The organism is Agrobacterium sp. 719_389 (assembly GCF_900188475.1).
Lineage (GTDB): Bacteria > Pseudomonadota > Alphaproteobacteria > Rhizobiales > Rhizobiaceae > Agrobacterium > Agrobacterium radiobacter.
Window position 1 is genome coordinate 19478 of record NZ_FYEM01000006.1, and the last position, 17050, is coordinate 36527.

General features: G+C 60.1%; 17 protein-coding genes. 13 read left to right on the top strand and 4 right to left on the bottom strand.

The genetic code is table 11. The annotated features are described in order from the left end of the window. Positions 1-107 precede the first annotated feature (107 nt). Positions 108-1730 (top strand): polysaccharide biosynthesis protein UppM, encoded by a 1623-nt coding sequence (gene uppM / locus CFB10_RS12375; RefSeq protein ID WP_020011565.1) that lies wholly within the window; start codon positions 108-110, stop codon positions 1728-1730. Between the two features lie 24 nt (positions 1731-1754). Here the strand turns inward: uppM and CFB10_RS24030 are convergent, their stop codons facing one another. Beyond that, the gene (locus CFB10_RS24030) at positions 1755-1964 is read right to left on the bottom strand and encodes a hypothetical protein (RefSeq protein ID WP_003509414.1); all 210 of its coding nucleotides are present in this window, start codon (positions 1962-1964) and stop codon (positions 1755-1757) included. Positions 1965-2209: 245 nt separating this feature from the next. Here CFB10_RS24030 and uppL point away from each other — a divergent pair, with 245 nt between their 5' ends. Next, a complete protein-coding gene (uppL, locus tag CFB10_RS12385) occupies positions 2210-3010 on the top strand; it encodes a polysaccharide biosynthesis UDP-hexose transferase UppL (protein WP_020011564.1) in 801 nt (266 codons plus the stop codon). 154 nt (positions 3011-3164) lie between these two features. Continuing rightward, positions 3165-3413, top strand: a complete 249-nt coding sequence (locus CFB10_RS12390) for a hypothetical protein (RefSeq protein WP_003509419.1) — start codon at positions 3165-3167, stop codon at positions 3411-3413. Positions 3414-3435: 22 nt separating this feature from the next. Here the strand turns inward: CFB10_RS12390 and uppJ are convergent, their stop codons facing one another. Continuing rightward, positions 3436-4380: a polysaccharide biosynthesis UDP-hexose transferase UppJ gene (uppJ, locus tag CFB10_RS12395; protein WP_020011563.1), complete on the bottom strand. Its 945-nt coding sequence runs from the start codon at positions 4378-4380 to the stop codon at positions 3436-3438. Between the two features lie 8 nt (positions 4381-4388). Next, positions 4389-5300, bottom strand: coding sequence for a polysaccharide biosynthesis endo-1,4-beta-xylanase UppH (gene uppH / locus CFB10_RS12400; protein ID WP_245259282.1), 912 nt, complete (start codon positions 5298-5300; stop codon positions 4389-4391). Between the two features lie 212 nt (positions 5301-5512). Between uppH and uppI the strand changes: the two genes are divergently transcribed. Both uppI and uppG read left to right on the top strand, forming a co-directional pair. After that, positions 5513-6583 carry a polysaccharide biosynthesis UDP-hexose transferase UppI gene (uppI, locus tag CFB10_RS12405; protein WP_020011561.1) on the top strand — a complete coding sequence of 357 codons (1071 nt, stop codon included), beginning with the start codon at positions 5513-5515 and terminating at the stop codon, positions 6581-6583. A gap of 2 nt (positions 6584-6585) precedes the next feature. Then, positions 6586-7659, top strand: a complete 1074-nt coding sequence (gene uppG / locus CFB10_RS12410) for a polysaccharide biosynthesis glycosyltransferase UppG (RefSeq protein ID WP_020011560.1) — start codon at positions 6586-6588, stop codon at positions 7657-7659. Positions 7660-7707: 48 nt separating this feature from the next. Here uppG and CFB10_RS12415 read toward each other — a convergent pair whose 3' ends face one another. Continuing rightward, positions 7708-8778 carry a hypothetical protein gene (locus CFB10_RS12415; RefSeq protein ID WP_020011559.1) on the bottom strand — a complete coding sequence of 357 codons (1071 nt, stop codon included), beginning with the start codon at positions 8776-8778 and terminating at the stop codon, positions 7708-7710. 542 nt (positions 8779-9320) lie between these two features. On the opposite strand from CFB10_RS12415, the gene uppW reads away from it, so the two are divergent. The 8 genes from uppW to CFB10_RS12455 all read left to right on the top strand — a co-directional run bounded on the left by uppW (position 9321) and on the right by CFB10_RS12455 (position 16743). Continuing rightward, positions 9321-10679: a Wzy-type polysaccharide biosynthesis protein UppW gene (gene uppW / locus CFB10_RS12420; protein ID WP_020011558.1), complete on the top strand. Its 1359-nt coding sequence runs from the start codon at positions 9321-9323 to the stop codon at positions 10677-10679. Positions 10680-10854: 175 nt separating this feature from the next. Continuing rightward, positions 10855-11634: an ABC transporter ATP-binding protein gene (locus tag CFB10_RS12425; protein ID WP_020011557.1), complete on the top strand. Its 780-nt coding sequence runs from the start codon at positions 10855-10857 to the stop codon at positions 11632-11634. A gap of 41 nt (positions 11635-11675) precedes the next feature. Then, on the top strand, positions 11676-12446 hold the full coding sequence (locus CFB10_RS12430; protein ID WP_003509438.1) for a transporter substrate-binding domain-containing protein: 771 nt from the start codon (positions 11676-11678) through the stop codon (positions 12444-12446). A 22-nt stretch (positions 12447-12468) separates the two neighbouring features. After that, a complete protein-coding gene (locus tag CFB10_RS12435) occupies positions 12469-13191 on the top strand; it encodes an ABC transporter permease (protein ID WP_020011556.1) in 723 nt (240 codons plus the stop codon). A 12-nt stretch (positions 13192-13203) separates the two neighbouring features. Further along, positions 13204-13893: an ABC transporter permease gene (locus CFB10_RS12440; RefSeq protein WP_020011555.1), complete on the top strand. Its 690-nt coding sequence runs from the start codon at positions 13204-13206 to the stop codon at positions 13891-13893. A gap of 20 nt (positions 13894-13913) precedes the next feature. Further along, positions 13914-14825: a homocysteine S-methyltransferase family protein gene (locus CFB10_RS12445; RefSeq protein WP_026363910.1), complete on the top strand. Its 912-nt coding sequence runs from the start codon at positions 13914-13916 to the stop codon at positions 14823-14825. Between the two features lie 140 nt (positions 14826-14965). Further along, positions 14966-15538 (top strand): NADPH-dependent FMN reductase, encoded by a 573-nt coding sequence (locus CFB10_RS12450; RefSeq protein ID WP_020011553.1) that lies wholly within the window; start codon positions 14966-14968, stop codon positions 15536-15538. A 2-nt stretch (positions 15539-15540) separates the two neighbouring features. Continuing rightward, entirely contained in the window at positions 15541-16743 is a 1203-nt protein-coding gene (locus CFB10_RS12455) for an MFS transporter (RefSeq protein WP_020011552.1), read from the top strand. The last annotated feature ends 307 nt before the right edge of the window (positions 16744-17050 follow it).

A 17050-nucleotide genomic window follows, 5' to 3' on the forward strand; every position in this document is an offset into this window, starting at 1 on the left:
AAAATTCACCCGTCATATTTAAACTTATCCATCGATAGCGGCTCTGGCGACGATGAGAACCATGTGTTGCCGGCCTTTTTTGTGGTTCGTTCGAGTTGGATTGGCTGATGTACAGGCTTCAAAAGGCGGGACATAAGCAGGCACGTCCGCTCGATGAAAAAACGGCGCCCGCCGCGAAATCCCATGGTTCCCTGCTGGACGATCTGGTGGATGAGGACGAGGTTTTCGAGCGCACGGTGCTGAAGGAGCATCTTGAGCCCAAACCGGCTGCTGCTGCTGCCGAGCCGGCTGCGGCCGAGACGCCGGTGAAGACGGCTTCGCCGAGCGGCGGTCTGGCGGCTGCGCTGCCCGGTCTGAAACATATCGACAGGATCGGTGTGGATGATGTCATCCTCTGGCTTCGCAAAGGCATCGTCTGGATCGTGCTGGCGATTGTTCTCTGCGTCGCCGGCGCACTCACCTACGCCTATATGACGCCGCCGCGCTACAAGACCTATACGGATATCGTCGTTAATCCCTCCAATCTGAATGTCGTCAATGACGGGGTGTTTTCGCCCAACCAGCAGCGCGACACGCAGATCCTCGAGGTGGAAAGCAAGCTGCGCACCATCACCTCACGCAACGTGCTGGCGCGGGTGGTGGACGAGCTGAAGCTCGATCAGGACCGTGAATTCATAACGCCCCCGCCGCTTGCCCGGTTGAAAGCGATGTTTTCTTCCGCACCCGACGATGGCGACAACCGGGTCGGTGCGCTTCGCTCGCTTGGCGACAGGGTGGCGGCGGAACGCGATCCGCGTTCCTTTGTCGTGACGCTTTCGGTCTGGACCAATGACGCGGAAAAATCCGTGACGGTTTCCAAGGCGATCGTGAAGGCCTTCGAAAGCGAGCTGTTCCAGACGACCTCCGACAGCAGCCAGCGTGTCGTCGACGATCTCAAGAAGCGGCTCGAGGAAATGCGCGAGAATGTAACCATCGCCGAAAAGCGCGTGGCCGATTTCCGTCGCGAGAACGGCCTGCAGGAAAATAATGGCCAGCTCGTCAGCAATCTCGCATCCGGCGAGCTGAATGCGCAGGTGCTTGCGACCCAGCAGCGCCTCATCCAGGAGGAATCGCGTCTCAAGCAGATGGAGGCGGCGATTGCCCAGAACCGCACCCAGAGCGACGCCATCTTCGACAGCCAGACCATGAACACCATCCGCGCCCAATACAGCACCCTGCAGCAGCAGATCGGCGCGATGACGCTGACCTATGGCGCCCGTCATCCGCGTCTTGCAACCGCAGGTGCGGAGCGGGCAATGCTGGAACGCGGCATGGCGGACGAGGCGCGGCGCATCCTGCAGGCGGCCAAGATTAATGTCGCCGAAGCGCGCTCCTCGCTGGATGCGCTGAGGCTGAAGGCCGTGGCGGAACGCGCCAATGTCTTTACCGACAATGACGCGCAGGTGCGGCTGCGTGATCTTGATCGCGACGCCCGCTCGGCGGCGGCGATCTACGAGACCTATCTGACCCGCTCGCGCCAGCTGGCCGAACAGCAGTCGATCGATTCCACCAATGTGCGGGTGATTTCGCAGCCGGTCGCACCCAATTCCAGAAGCTGGCCGCCCGGCAAGCTGACCTTCCTGATTGCCGGTGGCGTCGGGGGTCTGTTCCTCGGTCTCGGAATTGCCGTGGCGCTTGGTCTCTGGGGTTATCTGCGCCGGGACGATCATGCGGAAGCCGCGGCGCGTTAAGCCGTAGGGCGGCTTCGTCCCGCGTTATTCTTCCGAAATCAGGCCGTCATAAACTTCGAGCAGGGCGGCGGCGATCGCAGCACCCAGCGCATTGCCGGCGTCGCGAATGCCGGCCTCGTCACCGTCGCGAACCGAAATCGCAAGATCGGACGCCTCGTTGGCGACGATTTCTTTTGCCCGCTCTATCGCCCAGAGGCCGAAATCGCCGCGATTGTCGATCGAGATTGTTTCCATGGCCGGAGCCCTTCCGTGGTTTGATGTTCGCGTCCCTTAACCCATCGGCTGAAAAACCGGAATAGGCAGAAAATGTGGCGCACAACCTTCAGGCGTGTAAAATGCCTGCCGCATACGGGGATTTATAAAAATATTAATGATAGTTCTTCGTAGTGTTTGAAGCCTTATACCCTATGCCTAAGCGTGAATATAACAATGAAACGATGCCTATCTTGGACACCGGACAGATCATGACAGGGAGAGAGATGCCGGATGCGGAGGGGACTGGTCAGGTCTGGCCGGTTATTCCGCTTGCGGCGTTGCCCATCACTGACGCGACCATTGATGAAACGGCGCAGGACTTCATCCTGCGTGCGACGTCGGCGCGCGTCGCCGGTGCACGGCCATTTTATTCGACATCGGCGAACGGCCAGGTCATCGCGCTCTGCCATCACGACCGGGAATTTGACGCCATGCTGCGGCAGGCGGACCAGATACACGCCGATGGCATGTCGCTGGTGATCTTCTCCCGCAAATTCTGCCCGAGGGCATTGAGGGAACGGGTCGCGACGACTGATCTCGTCCATGCGGTGGCGAAGCGCGCCGAAGAGACGGGCAGCCGGTTTTATTTCCTCGGCGGTTCTGAAGACGTGAACCGTGCGGCAGTCGAGGAAATGCAGAGGCTCTATCCGCGCCTCGTCTTTTCCGGGCGGCGCAACGGTTATTTCAGCCGGGCCGAGGAAGAGGCGATCCTCGCTGATATCGCCGCATCCGGGACCGATATTCTCTGGGTTGGTTTCGGCATACCGCTGGAGCAGCGTTTCGTTTCGCGCAATCTTGACAGGCTTTCCGGCATCGCTGTCATCAAGACCTGCGGCGGCCTTTTCGATTTTCTCGCCGGCAAGAACAGCCGGGCGCCGCAATGGATGCAGGATATGGGGCTGGAATGGCTCTACCGGGCGATGCTCGAGCCGAAGCGTCTTGGAAAACGTTACCTGCTGACCAATCCGATCGCCATATATTCACTGCTGAAGTACCGCTTCGGGGCGTCGGGGCAAAATCGCTAGAGCATCGCGCCTCTCCCGCCCGATAATTTGAGATTTCTCTAACATATTGAATCGATGCGCTTCGCCGCCGAAACCCGTTGCAACTGCGAACGGGTGCGCTACACTGCACAAATATTATAAATTTATTCGAATCAGAGATATTTCGAGGCCGCCAATGGTGATTACGTCCATTTCTCTTTTCATATATGGAATTGGCACCGTTACCTCTCTCGCCATGACCTATATCGAAGGCGCCCGCCGCGATAAGAGCTGGGATTTTTATCGGGTAACCGGCATTGTCCTTTGTTTCTTCTGGCCGGTGCTCGTGCCGCTGCTCGTCCTTGCGACGGCCTTTTCGTCGTTCGGTTTGCAGAAACGGCTCATAAATACAATCTCGCTCGGCAGGGAAAAGACCCTGAACTAACCATGGCTGGAGTGATTGGACTTCAGGTCTTCTTCGCCGGCGCCTTGTAAGGCGTCAGCGTTATGCCAAGGCTCGCCATCACGCGGCCGATGGACATCAGCGGCGGATGGGTGGCGGGCAGCAATGCGCCGGTTTTCAAGCCTGCGGAAATGGCGCGGACCAGCGACAGGCACAGGCTGACGGCGTTTTTGGCGGCAAGCAGCAGTCCGCCCTTCAGGCCGGGGCGGTGGGCGCGGTCGATGCTGTAATTGATGATACCGGTGCGGAGCGAGCGCTCCATGATCCAGCGCGGCGCCATGCGGCTTTCCGGCACATATTCGATGATGACGGCCTGCGCATTCCAGGCGAATTTAAAGCCGGCCTTGCGGCAGCGGGTAAAGAAGTCCATGTCGCCGCCGCCGAGGAAGTTGAACTGCACGTCGAATTCCGGTTTCGGCAGGGTTTCGAACACCCGCCGGGAGATCAGGCAATTGCCCGATCCGTGGATTTGCTCGACCCGGCCGGTCGGCGCCTCGATGGAGCCGAACAGCGGATGGGATAAAACCGCCTTGGAAGCCGGGGCGTCGAATTCGCGGTTGACCGGTCCGCCGACGATATCGACGCCGAAGGACTTTGCCGCTGAAACCATTTCGGCAAGCCATTGGGGGGAGGCGGCCTCGTCGTCATCGATCATCAGCAACCACTCAGCCGAAGCATAACTTTGCCGGGCGGTGCGGAAGGCCGTGTTGATGGCGTAACAATTGCCCTGTGTCGGCTCCACCAGCGCCTGACCGGCCATGCCGCTCTCGGCGAAAAAGGCGCGTGCGACGGCGAGACCCTGCTGACCCGCGCCGTCATTATCGACAACGACGACGGCGAAGGGAAAATCGACCTTCTGGGCTGCGAGCGATGCGAGCGTCTTCTTCAAGCCTTCCGGCCGGCGGAAACTCGGTATGCACACCACCGCTTCCGGCATGATCTCGGACATGGAAACTCCTAAATTCCGGCAAGTGCGGCGGCGGAAAAAACGACGGCCCGAAGGCTCTGGCGCGGGCGGTTGAGGAAGGTATCGGCCAGCGCCGAAAAGGCCTCGCGGTAGCGGCGGGCGCGGAAGGCCTGCGCCACGGTATAGGCATTCATGTGGTTTTCCGACTTGCGGCGAAGCCGCCGCAGTTCCTGCGGGGAGACGGCTGCGATGATGGCGGGATCGGAAAACACGGCTTCGATTGCCGGTTCGCAATCCCGGAAGGTCAAAAGCCGGTTCATCATCACGCTTGTCCTGTGCACCCGGTAATCGAGCACATGGCGGCCGGGCAGATAGACAAAACGGCCGGCGGCGGCGAGCCTGCACCAGCCGTACCAGTCTTCCGCATAACGCAAGGTCTCGTCGAAACCGCCAAAGTCCTGAAAGATGCGGGTCCTGACCAGCATGATGCCGCCGTTGACGATGAAATTGCCGCCGAGCAGCGGCTGGAGAATGAAACCGTCAGGCTTTTCCCGGCGGCGGATGAGATTGCGCCGGCCGATCTTGACGCCGTTTTCATCGATGCGCTCGTAATCCCCATAGACGGCGACGACATCCTGCCCGGAAATGCCGGCGCAAAGCGCTGCGATGGCGCCCGGTTTCAGACGGTCGTCGGCATCGAGAAACATCGTCCATTCGCCGCGCGCCTGCGACAGGCCGAAATTGCGCACGGCGGAAACGCCCTGTCTTCCCTGCGGCCGGGCCAGAAGTTTTACGCGCGGATCGGAAAAACCTTCCACCTTTTGCGCGGTGGTGTCAGTGGAGCCGTCATCGACGACAAGCACTTCGCGGATGGTACCGCCCTGCAGCAACACGCTTTCGATCGCTTCCACGATGTAACGCTCGCCATTGCGAACGGGAATGACAATCGAAACGGAGACCAAGCTTTTCAACTCCATGAGGGGCGGCCCAAGCATTCTCACAGTGAAGTTACTACCGCATTAAGCCGGGCTCACCAATTATGACGTGGTATAACGTCGGTTAACCTTGCAAATCTTTAATATCCTTTTGGCATGATTGGAATGTTATGTTTTGAGAATGAAAGCGCGGTGCGTCCTTCCGGACGCCGATGCGCCGGGGTTGCGGAGGCGGGTTGATGCGGATCGGGCGGCGGAATTTTCTGGGTGGTGCGGCAAGCGCTGGCCTGCTGCATGCCGTGGCCGGCCCGGCCTTTGCCGCGCAGAAGAAAGCCACGATCAAAACCGCCCCCTATGGCGCGGCCGTCTACCTGCCTGACCTTGCCGCCGATAGTCGCATCGGCGAGGCGGTGGTGAAATATTGCTCGCGCATCACCCCCGTCACCGAAATGAAATGGGAGGTCCTGCGGCCTTCGGCGGATGCGTTCGATTTCGCCGCTGCGGATGCAATCGCCAACTTCGCGCGTCAGCACAAGCTTTCCATGCATGGCCATCCGCTGATCTGGTATGCCTCCAACGCGCCCTGGCTTGCGAGCATTGGCGGCGGCATGAAGGTCGAGAAGCTGATGGAGACCCATATCGTCACCGTCATGGAGCGATACAAGGACGTCATCCACAGCTGGGACGTGGTCAACGAACCGATCCCCGATGTGCCGGGCAATGTGCGCGCGCGGCGTGATGCCTGGTATTATGGCGCGGGGCCTGACGCCATCAAGAAGGCTTTCGAGATCGCCCATGCGGTCGATCCGAAGGCGCAGCTCGTGCTCAACGAATATGATGTCGAATTTGCCGCCGAGAAATCGCCGGCCAAACGCGCCGCTTTCCGCAATCTCATCCTCGAACTGCTGGAAAAGGGCGCGCCGATCAACGCCATCGGCCTGCAGGGTCATTTGCGCGGCGGCTGGCCGATCGCCAAGGACGAGCTTGCCGCCTTCACGACGGAAATGCGCAGTTACGGTCTTGCCGTCCTGGTGACGGAACTAGACGTGATGGACCAGACGCTGCCGTCGCCGGAGGCCGAGCGCGACATGCTGATCACCGGTCAGGTCCGCGAGTTTCTGGAAGCAGCTTCTGCAGGCGGCCCGCTTTCCTCCATCACCACATGGGGCATTTCGGATCAATATAGCTGGATCCGCTGGGCCTATCCGCGCCGCGACGGCACCGCCAACCGGCCGCTGCCGCTGGACTGGAGTTTCAACGAAAAACCCATGATGGCCGTCATTAATGAATTCCGGAACCGTGGTGCATGACTATGAATGCTGAAATGCCGCTTCCTCCCGTGCAAAAGGCGCTGCAAATCAACCTCCATCCCTTCGATGCCCCGCATGCGGCCCTGACCCTGCCGCATCAGCTGCGGGTCTGGGGCGGACAGGTGGATCGCATTCTCCTGACCGTCGATACGGGCCAGGTGGGCGCCGGCCGCTACAAGGGCAACGGTTTCGACGCGGCGCGCCAGCGTCTCTTCGACATGCTGGAGGAAATGCAAACCAACTATCCGCATCTGCATGTGGATATCGTCGATTACAGCGATGCGGCGCGCAGCGCGGTGACGCAGGCCTTCTTTTCCCGCTCGCCCATTCCCTATCCCGCCAAGGCTTTTGACGGCGGGCCCTTCCATGTCTATTTCCATGGCATCAAACGCGCCAATGCCCGTTACGTGCTGCATATGGACAGCGACATGATGTTCGGCGGCGGCAGCCAGAGCTGGTTCGCCGAGGCGATCGCGCTGCAAAAGGCCAATCCGGATGCGCTGTGCATCACGCCCTTTTCCGGGCCGCCGACGGTGCGCGGCGATCTCGATATTTCCCGCCATGTCGGCATGCCCGGCGTGAAGAACATCCCTGAGCCGCGCAAGCTGCCGTCACGCATTCCCACCTGGCGTTTCGCCACCGTTTCCACCCGGCTTTTCTTGATCGACATGGACCGTTTTGCGAAGCGGATCGGTTCGCTGGAGCTGCTCAGGCCCGATGTCAAACGGCGCATCCGCTCCTATGCCTATAACCAGCAGCCGGTCTCCATGCCCGCCGAGGAAGTGCTGAGCACAAACATGATGCGCACCGGCGTCCACCGGCTCGATTTTCTCGGCACGGGCAAGGGCATGTATTCGCTGCATCCGCCCTATCGCTCGCCGGAATTTTATGCGGCGCTCGCCTCCATCGTCGAGCGCATCGAAAAGGGCGATATTCCGGAAGGACAGCTCGGCGATTTCGATATCAACGGATCGATGGTGGACTGGACCAGCGCGCTGGCGGCCAAGACGCGCTCCAAACGTTATGCGAAAGCGCTGCGCCATCTCATCTCGGCCAATGTCGGGCGGTTCAGCTAGGCTTGAGGGTGCCCGGTCGGCGCTCCGTCCCGTTGCCGGGTGGAGGCCTCAATAGTCTGTTATGAGCTTGCTCCAGCTTTCAGAGCACAGCCCGCCAATATAGATATCTCCGGCCAGCGCTTTTTCCCTGAGGTCGTCATCCCGGGTCGCCATGCAGAAATAACCGTCATGGCGGAAGCTCATGTGGTTCTGGCGGTAAAGCGCATTGATGAGAAACGGCTGCGACATGCCGGTGACATGCGCATAGTTCTCGTCATCGAAATGGCGGAACAGGGTGTTGAGCACATCGTTTTCGCAGCCGGCATCGCAGACGAGATTAAGCACATAGGCGGTTCGTCCCCGCTGGCCAAAAAACAGCGCAGCACCCATGGCATGGCCTGCGGCATTCTCGATCATCACGCCTTGCAGTTCACCGAGGCTTTCATTGGCCCTGCTCATCTCTATCAGCCAGTGAAACTCCTCGTGAGACCATTCCGGGCGAATGGAAAAACGCTCGATCATCGTGAGCGCCCTGCGACGGAAGGTTTCGTAGTCAACCGTTTTGACCGTGGCGCCGGCCGCCTCCTGCGGTCGCAGACCCTTTTTCCATCGTCTGAGGATTCCATCGACGAAACCGAGCGTGGTCAGCGCAAGCGTGGTTTTGGCCAATTTGGAACGGCGCGGCATGCGCAGGGCAATGGTGCAGAAGGGCTTGAGCGCCTTGTGCCATTGCAGGCTTTCAATCGGCAACATGTTGCCGCCGGTCGCCACCCAGTGATCGGCGCTCACAGGTGAAGCCGTATCCGAGAACAGCATGTCGTGTTTGGATGCCCGCATGCCACGGGACAGGCGCGCCGCGCCAAGCGCGCCGCGTTTCCCGTCCGATGCGAAGGCGCAGAGCAGCCGCGCGGTGATGGTTTTTCCATTCGCAACGAAGCGCATGGGCACGGCGAGGATGACGCTGGTGACCCCGTTCTCCCCGGCATCGTAGACAACGCTGCCGTTTTCCGGACTGAAGGCGGGACTGCCGAAAAACAGTTTTTCGATATAGGAGCGGAAATCGAAGTTCCGCTCTTGCCCGGTCTTTCTGAAAGCGCTGTTGAGCACGGCCTCGACAGCCGGGACGTCTTCCCTGCGCATCGGGCGGATGCCAGACACACCGATTTGAACCGGGCGTTGTGTCAAGTGACCGCTATCGCCATCGTCCATATGGGTGTGTATCGGAACGTCCACCGTCGGCCCCCACCTTTTGTGCATTGACGAAATCAACCATAGGCAGCGTATATTTGAATGTATTAATATAGATATAAAACCTGCAATCCGGTGGGATCGAAAGTATCGGGTTTGGAATAAATCATATTAATATCAAGATATTAATCTGTATAAGTCGCATCGGTTGAGGTTAACAAAATACGCTCAAGCAAGCAACCTTTGGATGAAATATGGATAAATTTTTGTAGGCGATTTTTTGGGGTCTTGCGTCAATTTTGGCAAGCTTCTGTCTTGTCCTTTGTGTCCGGGCTCCGATTTCCCGAGGAAAAGCGACCAATCGCGGTGCTATTTGCCCGTGCATCACGGATAACTAAAAAATAGGATTTGCGCGGGATATTCGTATTATCGAATATGAGAAGCACGAGTTTTAATGCGGGTGGCTTCAGGAAAGAGGGAGAGAAAAACCCCTTATGGATGCAGCGCGTGAAGAACAGGGGCGGGGCTACTGGCGGGACGCGTTGTTTTACGTGACTTTCCTGTATTTCACGGTCGGCTTTTCGCCCTATATCTCGCTCTCATCGACCTATCAGGGCTCCGCCATGGCGGCCGGGTCCAACCTGCTCAACCAGTTGACGGCGATCATCCTGTTCTTCAGTTTCCTGGCCTTCATGGCGAAGGAGCGGTCGTTTTCCATCCTCTTCATGCCGCGCCTGCTGATGGCGGCGATTTTCGGCTGGTTTGTCCTGACCTCGCTTGCGGGTGAAGCGCCGCTATTTTCGCTCAGGCGGCTGGTCATGTGCGCCATTATCTGCGTGCTTGCCGGTGGCTTCCTGCAATTGCCGCGCACCGAGCGGCATTTCACGACGCTGCTCGCCACATGTGCCCTGATCATATTGTTCCTGTGCTATTTCGGAATAACCGTGCTGCCCTCGCGCTCGATCCACCAGGCAAGCGATGCGCTGGAACCGCTGCTGGCGGGGGACTGGCGCGGGGTTTTCCGCCACAAGAACGAGGCCGCCTCGGTCATGGCGGTGTTGATCATCGTCGGTATTTATCTCTGCAAGCGTTGGTCTTTCATCGGCGGGCTGTCGGTGCTGTTGCTGTCGCTGGTCTTTCTGGTCAAGTCCGGCGGCAAGACCGCGCTCGGGCTGATGCCGATCATCATTGCGACAGGCTGGTTCATCCTGCGCTGGCCCCGCTGGCGCTACCCGGTCGTGACCCTGTTTCTGGCGGTTTTCGCGCTGGTGACCGTCGGCACCACGGTCGATCCCGTCTTTTCGCAGATGCTGACGAAGCTGGGGCTTGACGCCAGCTTTACCGGCAGACGGGATATCTGGACCGTCGCCATCGACTATATCCGCCAAAGCCCGCTCCTCGGATATGGCTATCAGGCCTTCTGGCGCAGCGACACCCTGATGTCGAGTTTTACCGAGAACAATACCTGGGCGACGACCGCGCCGGATTCGCACAATGGTTATTTCGACCTTCTGCTGGCTGGCGGCGTGCCCGGCCTGGTGCTGGTGATGGTGTGGATCTATCTCCTGCCGCTGCAGTATCTCGGCAAAATGAATGACGCCACGCGCAACAGTCCGCTGACGCGGCTTTATGTCGGCGTATGGCTTTACGTGCTGCTCTACGGCTTTCTGGAGACGCTGTTTTTCCTCAGCACCGGGTTCGTCTGGTTCTTCCTCATCGTGGCGGTGATTGGCCTGCATCTTCAGGCCAATGCCAGCCTCGTGGAAGACGAGGCGGAGGGGGAACCGGACAGAACTGGCGCGGCCCCGACACCTGAACGGCGGCAGGTTTCCCCGGTTGTTCGTTCCAGGTGATATTTTGAAATGATTTTTCGTTGCAAATATGTAAAAGAGCCGATTGTTGCGCGCGTCTGCAGCTATTTTCGCTAAACATGCGCGGCTCAAGTCTTTGTTATTGTGCAAATCGCATCGCAAACCCAGGGGTATCGGCGCGGCGGCACTCAAAAAAACGGATCGGCTAGGTCAATCGATGGCAGATACAGGCGCCTGCGCGCTCGAGGCGGATGACATCCACAAGAGCTTCGGCACGCATGAAGTTTTGAAGGGCGTTTCGCTGCAGGCCCACAAGGGCGATGTCATCTCGATCATCGGGTCTTCCGGTTCCGGCAAAAGCACCTTTCTGCGCTGCATGAACTTTCTCGAAACGCCTGATCGCGGCCGCGTCATCATCAATGGCGAGGAAATCGCCACAAAAACCGGCCGCGACGGCAAGGCCGTGCCGAAAAGCTGGCGGCAGGTGGAAAAACTGCGCACCGGTCTTGGCATGGTGTTCCAGAATTTCAATCTCTGGGCCCATCGCACCGTTCTGGAAAACGTCATCGAGGCCCCGGTTCATGTTCTCGGCGTCAGACGGCAGGAAGCGATCGAAAAGGCCGAAGCCCTGCTGAACAAGGTCGGGCTCCATGACAAGAAAAACGCCTATCCGGCATTCCTTTCCGGCGGGCAGCAGCAGCGCGCCGCCATCGCGCGTGCTCTCTGCATGGAGCCGGCGGTGATGCTGTTCGACGAACCCACCTCGGCGCTTGATCCGGAACTGGTGGGAGAGGTTCTGAAGGTCATCCGTGATCTGGCCGAGGAAGGCCGCACCATGCTGCTCGTCACCCACGAGATGCGCTTTGCGCGCGATGTGTCCTCGCAGGTCGTGTTTCTGCATCAGGGCCGGGTGGAGGAGGCGGGGCCGCCGGCGCAGGTGTTCGGCAACCCCACGAGCGCCCGCTGCCGGGAATTCACCGGCGCGCTCGCCAATTGACCCCTTTTGCCTGACAGTCCGTTTTAACAGGAGAGACTTGAATGAAATTCTTCGCCACGCTGCTTGCCGGAACGGCATTTGCGTTTTCCGCCTTCACCGCCAGCGCCGATGTGCGCTTCGGCATCATGAACGAGGCCTATCCGCCCTTCTTCGCCAAGGACGCCAGCGGCAAGTGGCAGGGCTGGGAAATCGACCTCATGGACGCCGTCTGCGCCGAAATGAAGGAAAAATGCTCGATCGTGGAACTGTCCTGGGATGGTCTCATCCCGGCGCTGCAGACGAAGAAATTCGACGTCATCTGGTCCTCCATGTCGAACACGGAAGAGCGTCAGAAGATCATCGATTTCACCGACAAATATTACAACACGCCGAGCAAGCTGATCGGCGCCAAGGGTGAAAAGGCGGGTGCGACGGCCGAGGACGTCAAGGGCAAGACCATCGGCATTCAGGTGGCGACGATCCAGTCCGAATATTACAAGAAGTATTTCGCCGGTGTCGCCGATGAGAAGACCTACCAGACGCTGGACGAGGCGTTTCAGGATCTCGCGGCCGGCCGCATCGACTATGTCTTCGGCGATTCCATCGTTCTCGACGCTTTCGTGAAGAGTGACGCGGGCAAGGATTGCTGCGCCGACATGGGCGATGTCGCCGACGACAAGGAAATCCTCGGTCTCGGCGTTTCGGGCGGCCTGCGCAAGGAAGACACCGAACTCAAGGCCAAGCTGAATGCGGCAATCGCCGCCGTGCGCGCCAGCGGCAAATATGACGAGATCAGCAAGAAGTACTTCAGCTTCAATATTTACGGGCAGTAATTCGGTCTGATCGGTCACGCATATGGCAAGCCTTGAAACCACGTTGCAACTTCTGTCTCCCTATCCTCCGGGATGGGGCGGCACCCTGTTGAAGGGTGCGGCGTCGACGCTTGCCATTTCCGCCGGCGCCTATCTGATCGGCCTTGTCATCGGCATGGCCGGGGCGCTCGGCAAGCTTTCGGGCAACAGGCCGCTTGGCCTGCTGCTCAACCTCTATACCACTGCGATCCGCGCCGTTCCCGAGCTGATCCTTATCGTCGGGCTTTATTATGCCGGTACTGACGGTCTCAACCGGCTGCTGCTGCTGGCGGGCATGCCGGCGCTGGAGGTCAACGGTTTCGTTGCCGCCGTTGCGGTTCTGGGTTTCGTGCAGGGCGCCTATATGACCGAGGTGCTGCGCGGTGCGATCCTTGCCATTCCGAACGGGCAGATCGAGGCGGCGCGCGCCTTCGGCATGTCGCCGGGCTTGCGGTTCCGCCGGGTGGTCTTGCCGGCGCTTTTGCCGAACGCCTTGCCGGGGCTTGGCAATCTCTGGCTTGCGGTGACCAAGGACAGCGCCCTGGTGGCGGTTGTCGGTTATCAGGAACTGGCGCTCGCGACGCGGCTGGCCGGGGCCAGCACCAAGCAATATTTCCTGTTCTTCCTTGCCGCCGCCCTGCTTTACCTCGCCATCACGCTCGTTTCGAACCTCGTTTTTTCGCTGATCGAACGCCGCGTGCGGCGCGGCCAGCCGGCCCTGGCCTGAGGAGGGGACGGCATGGATTTTTCATGGGTCGCGAAATATTGGCCGCTTCTTCTATCGGGCGCATGGCAGACGGTGGCGCTGCTTGTCATCTCCGTCAGCATCGGGTTTCTTCTGGCCATCGGGCTTGCCTTTGCGCAGGTGAGCGGCGGGCGGATGACAAAAATCCCGGCGCGGGCTTATTGCACCTTCTTCCGCGGCACGCCGCTGCTCATCCAGCTCTGGCTGCTTTATTACGGCGTCGGCTCGCTTCTGCCGATGATACCAGGCATCAGGCAAAGCTTCATGTGGCCGGTGCTGCGCGAAGGGTTCTTCTTCGCGGCCGTCAGCTTCACGCTGAATTATGCGGCCTATGAGGCGGAAGTTCTGCGCGGCGCGCTGCTGGCGGTGCCGAAAGGCGAGCTGGAGGCGGGCAGGGCTTTCGGCATGGGCCGCTTCACCCTCATTCGCCGCATCTGGCTGCCGCGCGCCATCCGCATCGCGCTGCCGACCATTGCCGGCGAGGTGGTGATGCAGCTGAAAGCCACGCCGCTTGCTTTCACCGTGACCGTCATGGATCTCTACGCCGTCGCCTACAAGGTGCGGCAGGACACGCTGCTCGTCTATGAGCCGCTGATCGTCGTCACCGTCTTTTATCTCATTCTCACCGCCATCATCGCCCGCTGTTTCGGTCTCGTCGAACAGCAGGTGCCGGTCCGGCGATAAACATTCAGGGAGTTATGACCATGAGCACAATCCGTATCCTCGACGGCGGCATGAGCCGCGAATTGCAGCGGCTTGGCGCCGTGCTGAAACAGCCGGAATGGTCGGCGCTGGCGCTTATCGACGCGCCCGAGATCGTGCGGCAGGTGCACCAGGAATTCATCGAAGCCGGCGCCGATGTCGTCACCACCAATTCCTATGCGCTGGTGCCCTTCCACATCGGCGAAGAGCGTTTTCAGAAGGACGGCGCATCGCTGATCGCCCTTTCGGGCAAGCTGGCGCGCGAAGCGGCGGATGCCGCCGGGCGCAAGGTGCTGGTGGCGGGTTCACTGCCGCCGATCTTCGGCTCCTATGAGCCGCAGAATTTCGATGCCACGCGGGTGCAGGCTTATCTGAAGGTGCTGGTCGATAATCTTGCGCCGCATGTCGATGTCTGGCTCGGCGAGACGCTCAGCCTGATCGCCGAGGGCGAGGCGGTGCGCGAGGCCGTTGCCGCAACCGGCAAACCGTTCTGGATTTCCTTCACGCTTAATGATGATGCGGCTGCGGTCGGCGGCGAGCCTGCGCTTCGCTCCGGTGAAACGGTCAAGGCGGCGGCTGAATGGGCGGCGCAATCGGGCGCGACCGCCCTTCTGTTCAATTGCAGCAAGCCGGAAGTCATGAAAGCCGCGGTTGAGACGGCCGCCGCTGTCTTCGCGGAAAAGGGTGTGTCCCTGGAAATCGGCGTCTACGCCAATGCCTTTGAAGGCGAGCAGGGTGATTCCGCCGCCAATGAAGGGCTGCATGACACGCGTGCCGATCTGACCGGCGATGTCTATTCCCGTTTTGCCTGCTCCTGGGCGGATGCCGGCGCGACCATGATCGGCGGCTGCTGCGGTATTGGTGCTGCGCATATTCACAGGGTTGCGACAGCGTTGCGGCGGGCGGCCGCCTGAGGCGCCCGGCGTCGCAGTTGACGCCACCATCATAAATCAAAGCGGCAGTTTCAAAACCTGCCGCTTTTTTGTATGCGGCTATTGACCTCAACTATAGTTGAGGAATTATCAGGACATGGAACACTGTTGAAGGACGTTCCATGAGCGATGATACACTTTCCATACGGATCATATTTGGCAGCGCCCGCAACCCGCGCTTCTGCGATGTTGTCGGCCAATGGCTGCTTGACCAGCTGAAGGCTCTGCCCGGACTGGAGCTTGCGGTCATCGACCCGCGCGAACTCGATCTGCCGCAGGACCACGCGCCCGAGCGCGCCTCGGTGCGGCAGCTTCGGCAAAGCCTCGATGGCGCCGATGCCTTCATCGTCGTCACCCCGGAATATAACCGCAGTTACCCCGGCGCGCTGAAGGTGCTGATCGATTCCGCCTATGACGAATGGGGCGCCAAGCCGGTGGCCTTCGTGTCCTATGGCGGGATTTCCGGTGGCCTTCGCGCCGCCGAACAGCTTCGCCCCGTTTTTGCGGAACTGCATGCGGTGACGATCCGCGATGTCGTCAGCTTCTCCAATCCCTGGGATCGTGTCGATGCCGCCGGCCAGCTCGATGCCGGCGCGGCGGCGGCAGGCGCGCTGGAGACGATGATGAACAAGCTTGGCTGGTGGGCGCGGGCGCTGAAACAGGCGCGGTCCGCAACGCCTTACAAGGGGGCGTGAGAATGACCGAAAAATCCCTCGCGTTGAAAGTGACGCTCCTGTTCGTCGCCACGCTCACCATCATGGCCGGAACCACGGTTGCACCTTCGCTGCCGGCCATAGAGCAGACTTTCCTGTCGACGCCGCATGTGGATATCATGAGCCGCATGGTGCTGACATTGCCGTCGGTTTTCGTGGCCTTCTGCGCCCCCATTGCCGGGATGCTGGCGGATCGCTTCGGCCGCAAGCGGCTGCTGCTCGGCGCGATCCTGCTCTACAGCCTTTCCGGCATGTCCGGCCTTTTTGCCGAAAGTCTTGCCGGCCTGCTCATCGGGCGCGCCTTTCTCGGTCTGGCGATCGGCGCGATCATGACGATCGGCACGGCGCTGGTGGGTGATTATTTCGAAGGCCCGGCGCGGGAGCGCTATCTCGGCCTGCAACAGGCCTTTACGCAGATCGGCGGCGTGGTTTTTGTGGTGGCGGGCGGTTTGCTGGCGGATCTGCATTGGCGCGCGCCCTTCGCGGTCTATGCCGTCGCCCTGCTCATTCTGCCGGCAGCCCTGTTCTTTCTGACGGAGCCGGTGAGGAACGATGGCGCTATCAAGGCTGGAGGCGAACAGGACTTTGCGGTCAACTGGCTGCTGGTGGGCCTGCTGGCGCTGGCGGTATTTCTCGTCAATGCCCTGTTCTACACCATCCCCTCGCAGCTGCCGTTTTTCCTGCGGGAGCTTGGGGTGTTTTCCGGCAGCATTGCGGGATACGCCATCGGCATTTTTAATCTGGCCGGGGCGCTGGCGGCACTCAATTTCGGGCGGTTGCGGGCAAAGGTCAGCGTTACCGCCATCATTGCCGCCGGGCTGGTGTTGATGGCGGCGGGTTTTGCGCTGCTTGCCATGGCCGAGGGGCTGGTCGCCATGCTGTCATCGCTTGCGGTGGTGGGATTTGGCCTTGGTGTGGTGATGCCGGGCATCATGTCCACGACCATCATGCTGGCGCCGCTCAGACTGCGCGGGCGTATCGCCGGCATCGTCACCGCTTCGATGTTTCTCGGGCATTTCATCTCACCGCTGGCAAGCCAGCCGTGGATTGCCAGGTTCGGTTTTGCTGGCGCCTATCGCGACATAGCCGTGATATTCGCCGCCATGGCCGGGCTCGCCCTTGTCGCCCTGATCTTCCAGCGACGCAGCGACGCGCGAAGATCGCGTTCTTTTGCCTCGAGCCGCTGACACCGGTGATCGTGAAGGAATTATAAAGTTTTTCAATATAATCATTTCTTTGAAAAACAAACGGAAGGCGCATCGGCTGAAGAACCGGTTGATTTCATTCCGTTCCTCGAAATTCGGCGTGGCGTTTCCGCTTTCCTTGCGGAGCCGCCAGGCCATCCGGGGCGGTGGCCTGTCCGTATTTGAAGGGACGGGCGGCTTTCCCGGCGCATGCATGAAGCAGGTGCAGTGAGAGCCGATGATACGGCTGGCGGAGCTTCGATGATCGAGGCGTTCGACGTGCAATGTCAGTCTCGCCGAACACCTCCGG

Coding starts and splice junctions, on each gene's coding strand:
- uppM (WP_020011565.1), top strand. CDS start 108: ATGTACAGGCTTCAAAAGGCGGGACATAAGCAGGCACGTCCGCTCGAT.
- CFB10_RS24030 (WP_003509414.1), bottom strand. CDS start 1,964: ATGGAAACAATCTCGATCGACAATCGCGGCGATTTCGGCCTCTGGGCG.
- uppL (WP_020011564.1), top strand. CDS start 2,210: ATGCCGGATGCGGAGGGGACTGGTCAGGTCTGGCCGGTTATTCCGCTT.
- CFB10_RS12390 (WP_003509419.1), top strand. CDS start 3,165: ATGGTGATTACGTCCATTTCTCTTTTCATATATGGAATTGGCACCGTT.
- uppJ (WP_020011563.1), bottom strand. CDS start 4,380: ATGTCCGAGATCATGCCGGAAGCGGTGGTGTGCATACCGAGTTTCCGC.
- uppI (WP_020011561.1), top strand. CDS start 5,513: ATGCGGATCGGGCGGCGGAATTTTCTGGGTGGTGCGGCAAGCGCTGGC.
- uppG (WP_020011560.1), top strand. CDS start 6,586: ATGAATGCTGAAATGCCGCTTCCTCCCGTGCAAAAGGCGCTGCAAATC.
- CFB10_RS12415 (WP_020011559.1), bottom strand. CDS start 8,778: ATGCGCAGGGAAGACGTCCCGGCTGTCGAGGCCGTGCTCAACAGCGCT.
- uppW (WP_020011558.1), top strand. CDS start 9,321: ATGGATGCAGCGCGTGAAGAACAGGGGCGGGGCTACTGGCGGGACGCG.
- CFB10_RS12425 (WP_020011557.1), top strand. CDS start 10,855: ATGGCAGATACAGGCGCCTGCGCGCTCGAGGCGGATGACATCCACAAG.
- CFB10_RS12430 (WP_003509438.1), top strand. CDS start 11,676: ATGAAATTCTTCGCCACGCTGCTTGCCGGAACGGCATTTGCGTTTTCC.
- CFB10_RS12435 (WP_020011556.1), top strand. CDS start 12,469: ATGGCAAGCCTTGAAACCACGTTGCAACTTCTGTCTCCCTATCCTCCG.
- CFB10_RS12440 (WP_020011555.1), top strand. CDS start 13,204: ATGGATTTTTCATGGGTCGCGAAATATTGGCCGCTTCTTCTATCGGGC.
- CFB10_RS12445 (WP_026363910.1), top strand. CDS start 13,914: ATGAGCACAATCCGTATCCTCGACGGCGGCATGAGCCGCGAATTGCAG.
- CFB10_RS12450 (WP_020011553.1), top strand. CDS start 14,966: ATGAGCGATGATACACTTTCCATACGGATCATATTTGGCAGCGCCCGC.
- CFB10_RS12455 (WP_020011552.1), top strand. CDS start 15,541: ATGACCGAAAAATCCCTCGCGTTGAAAGTGACGCTCCTGTTCGTCGCC.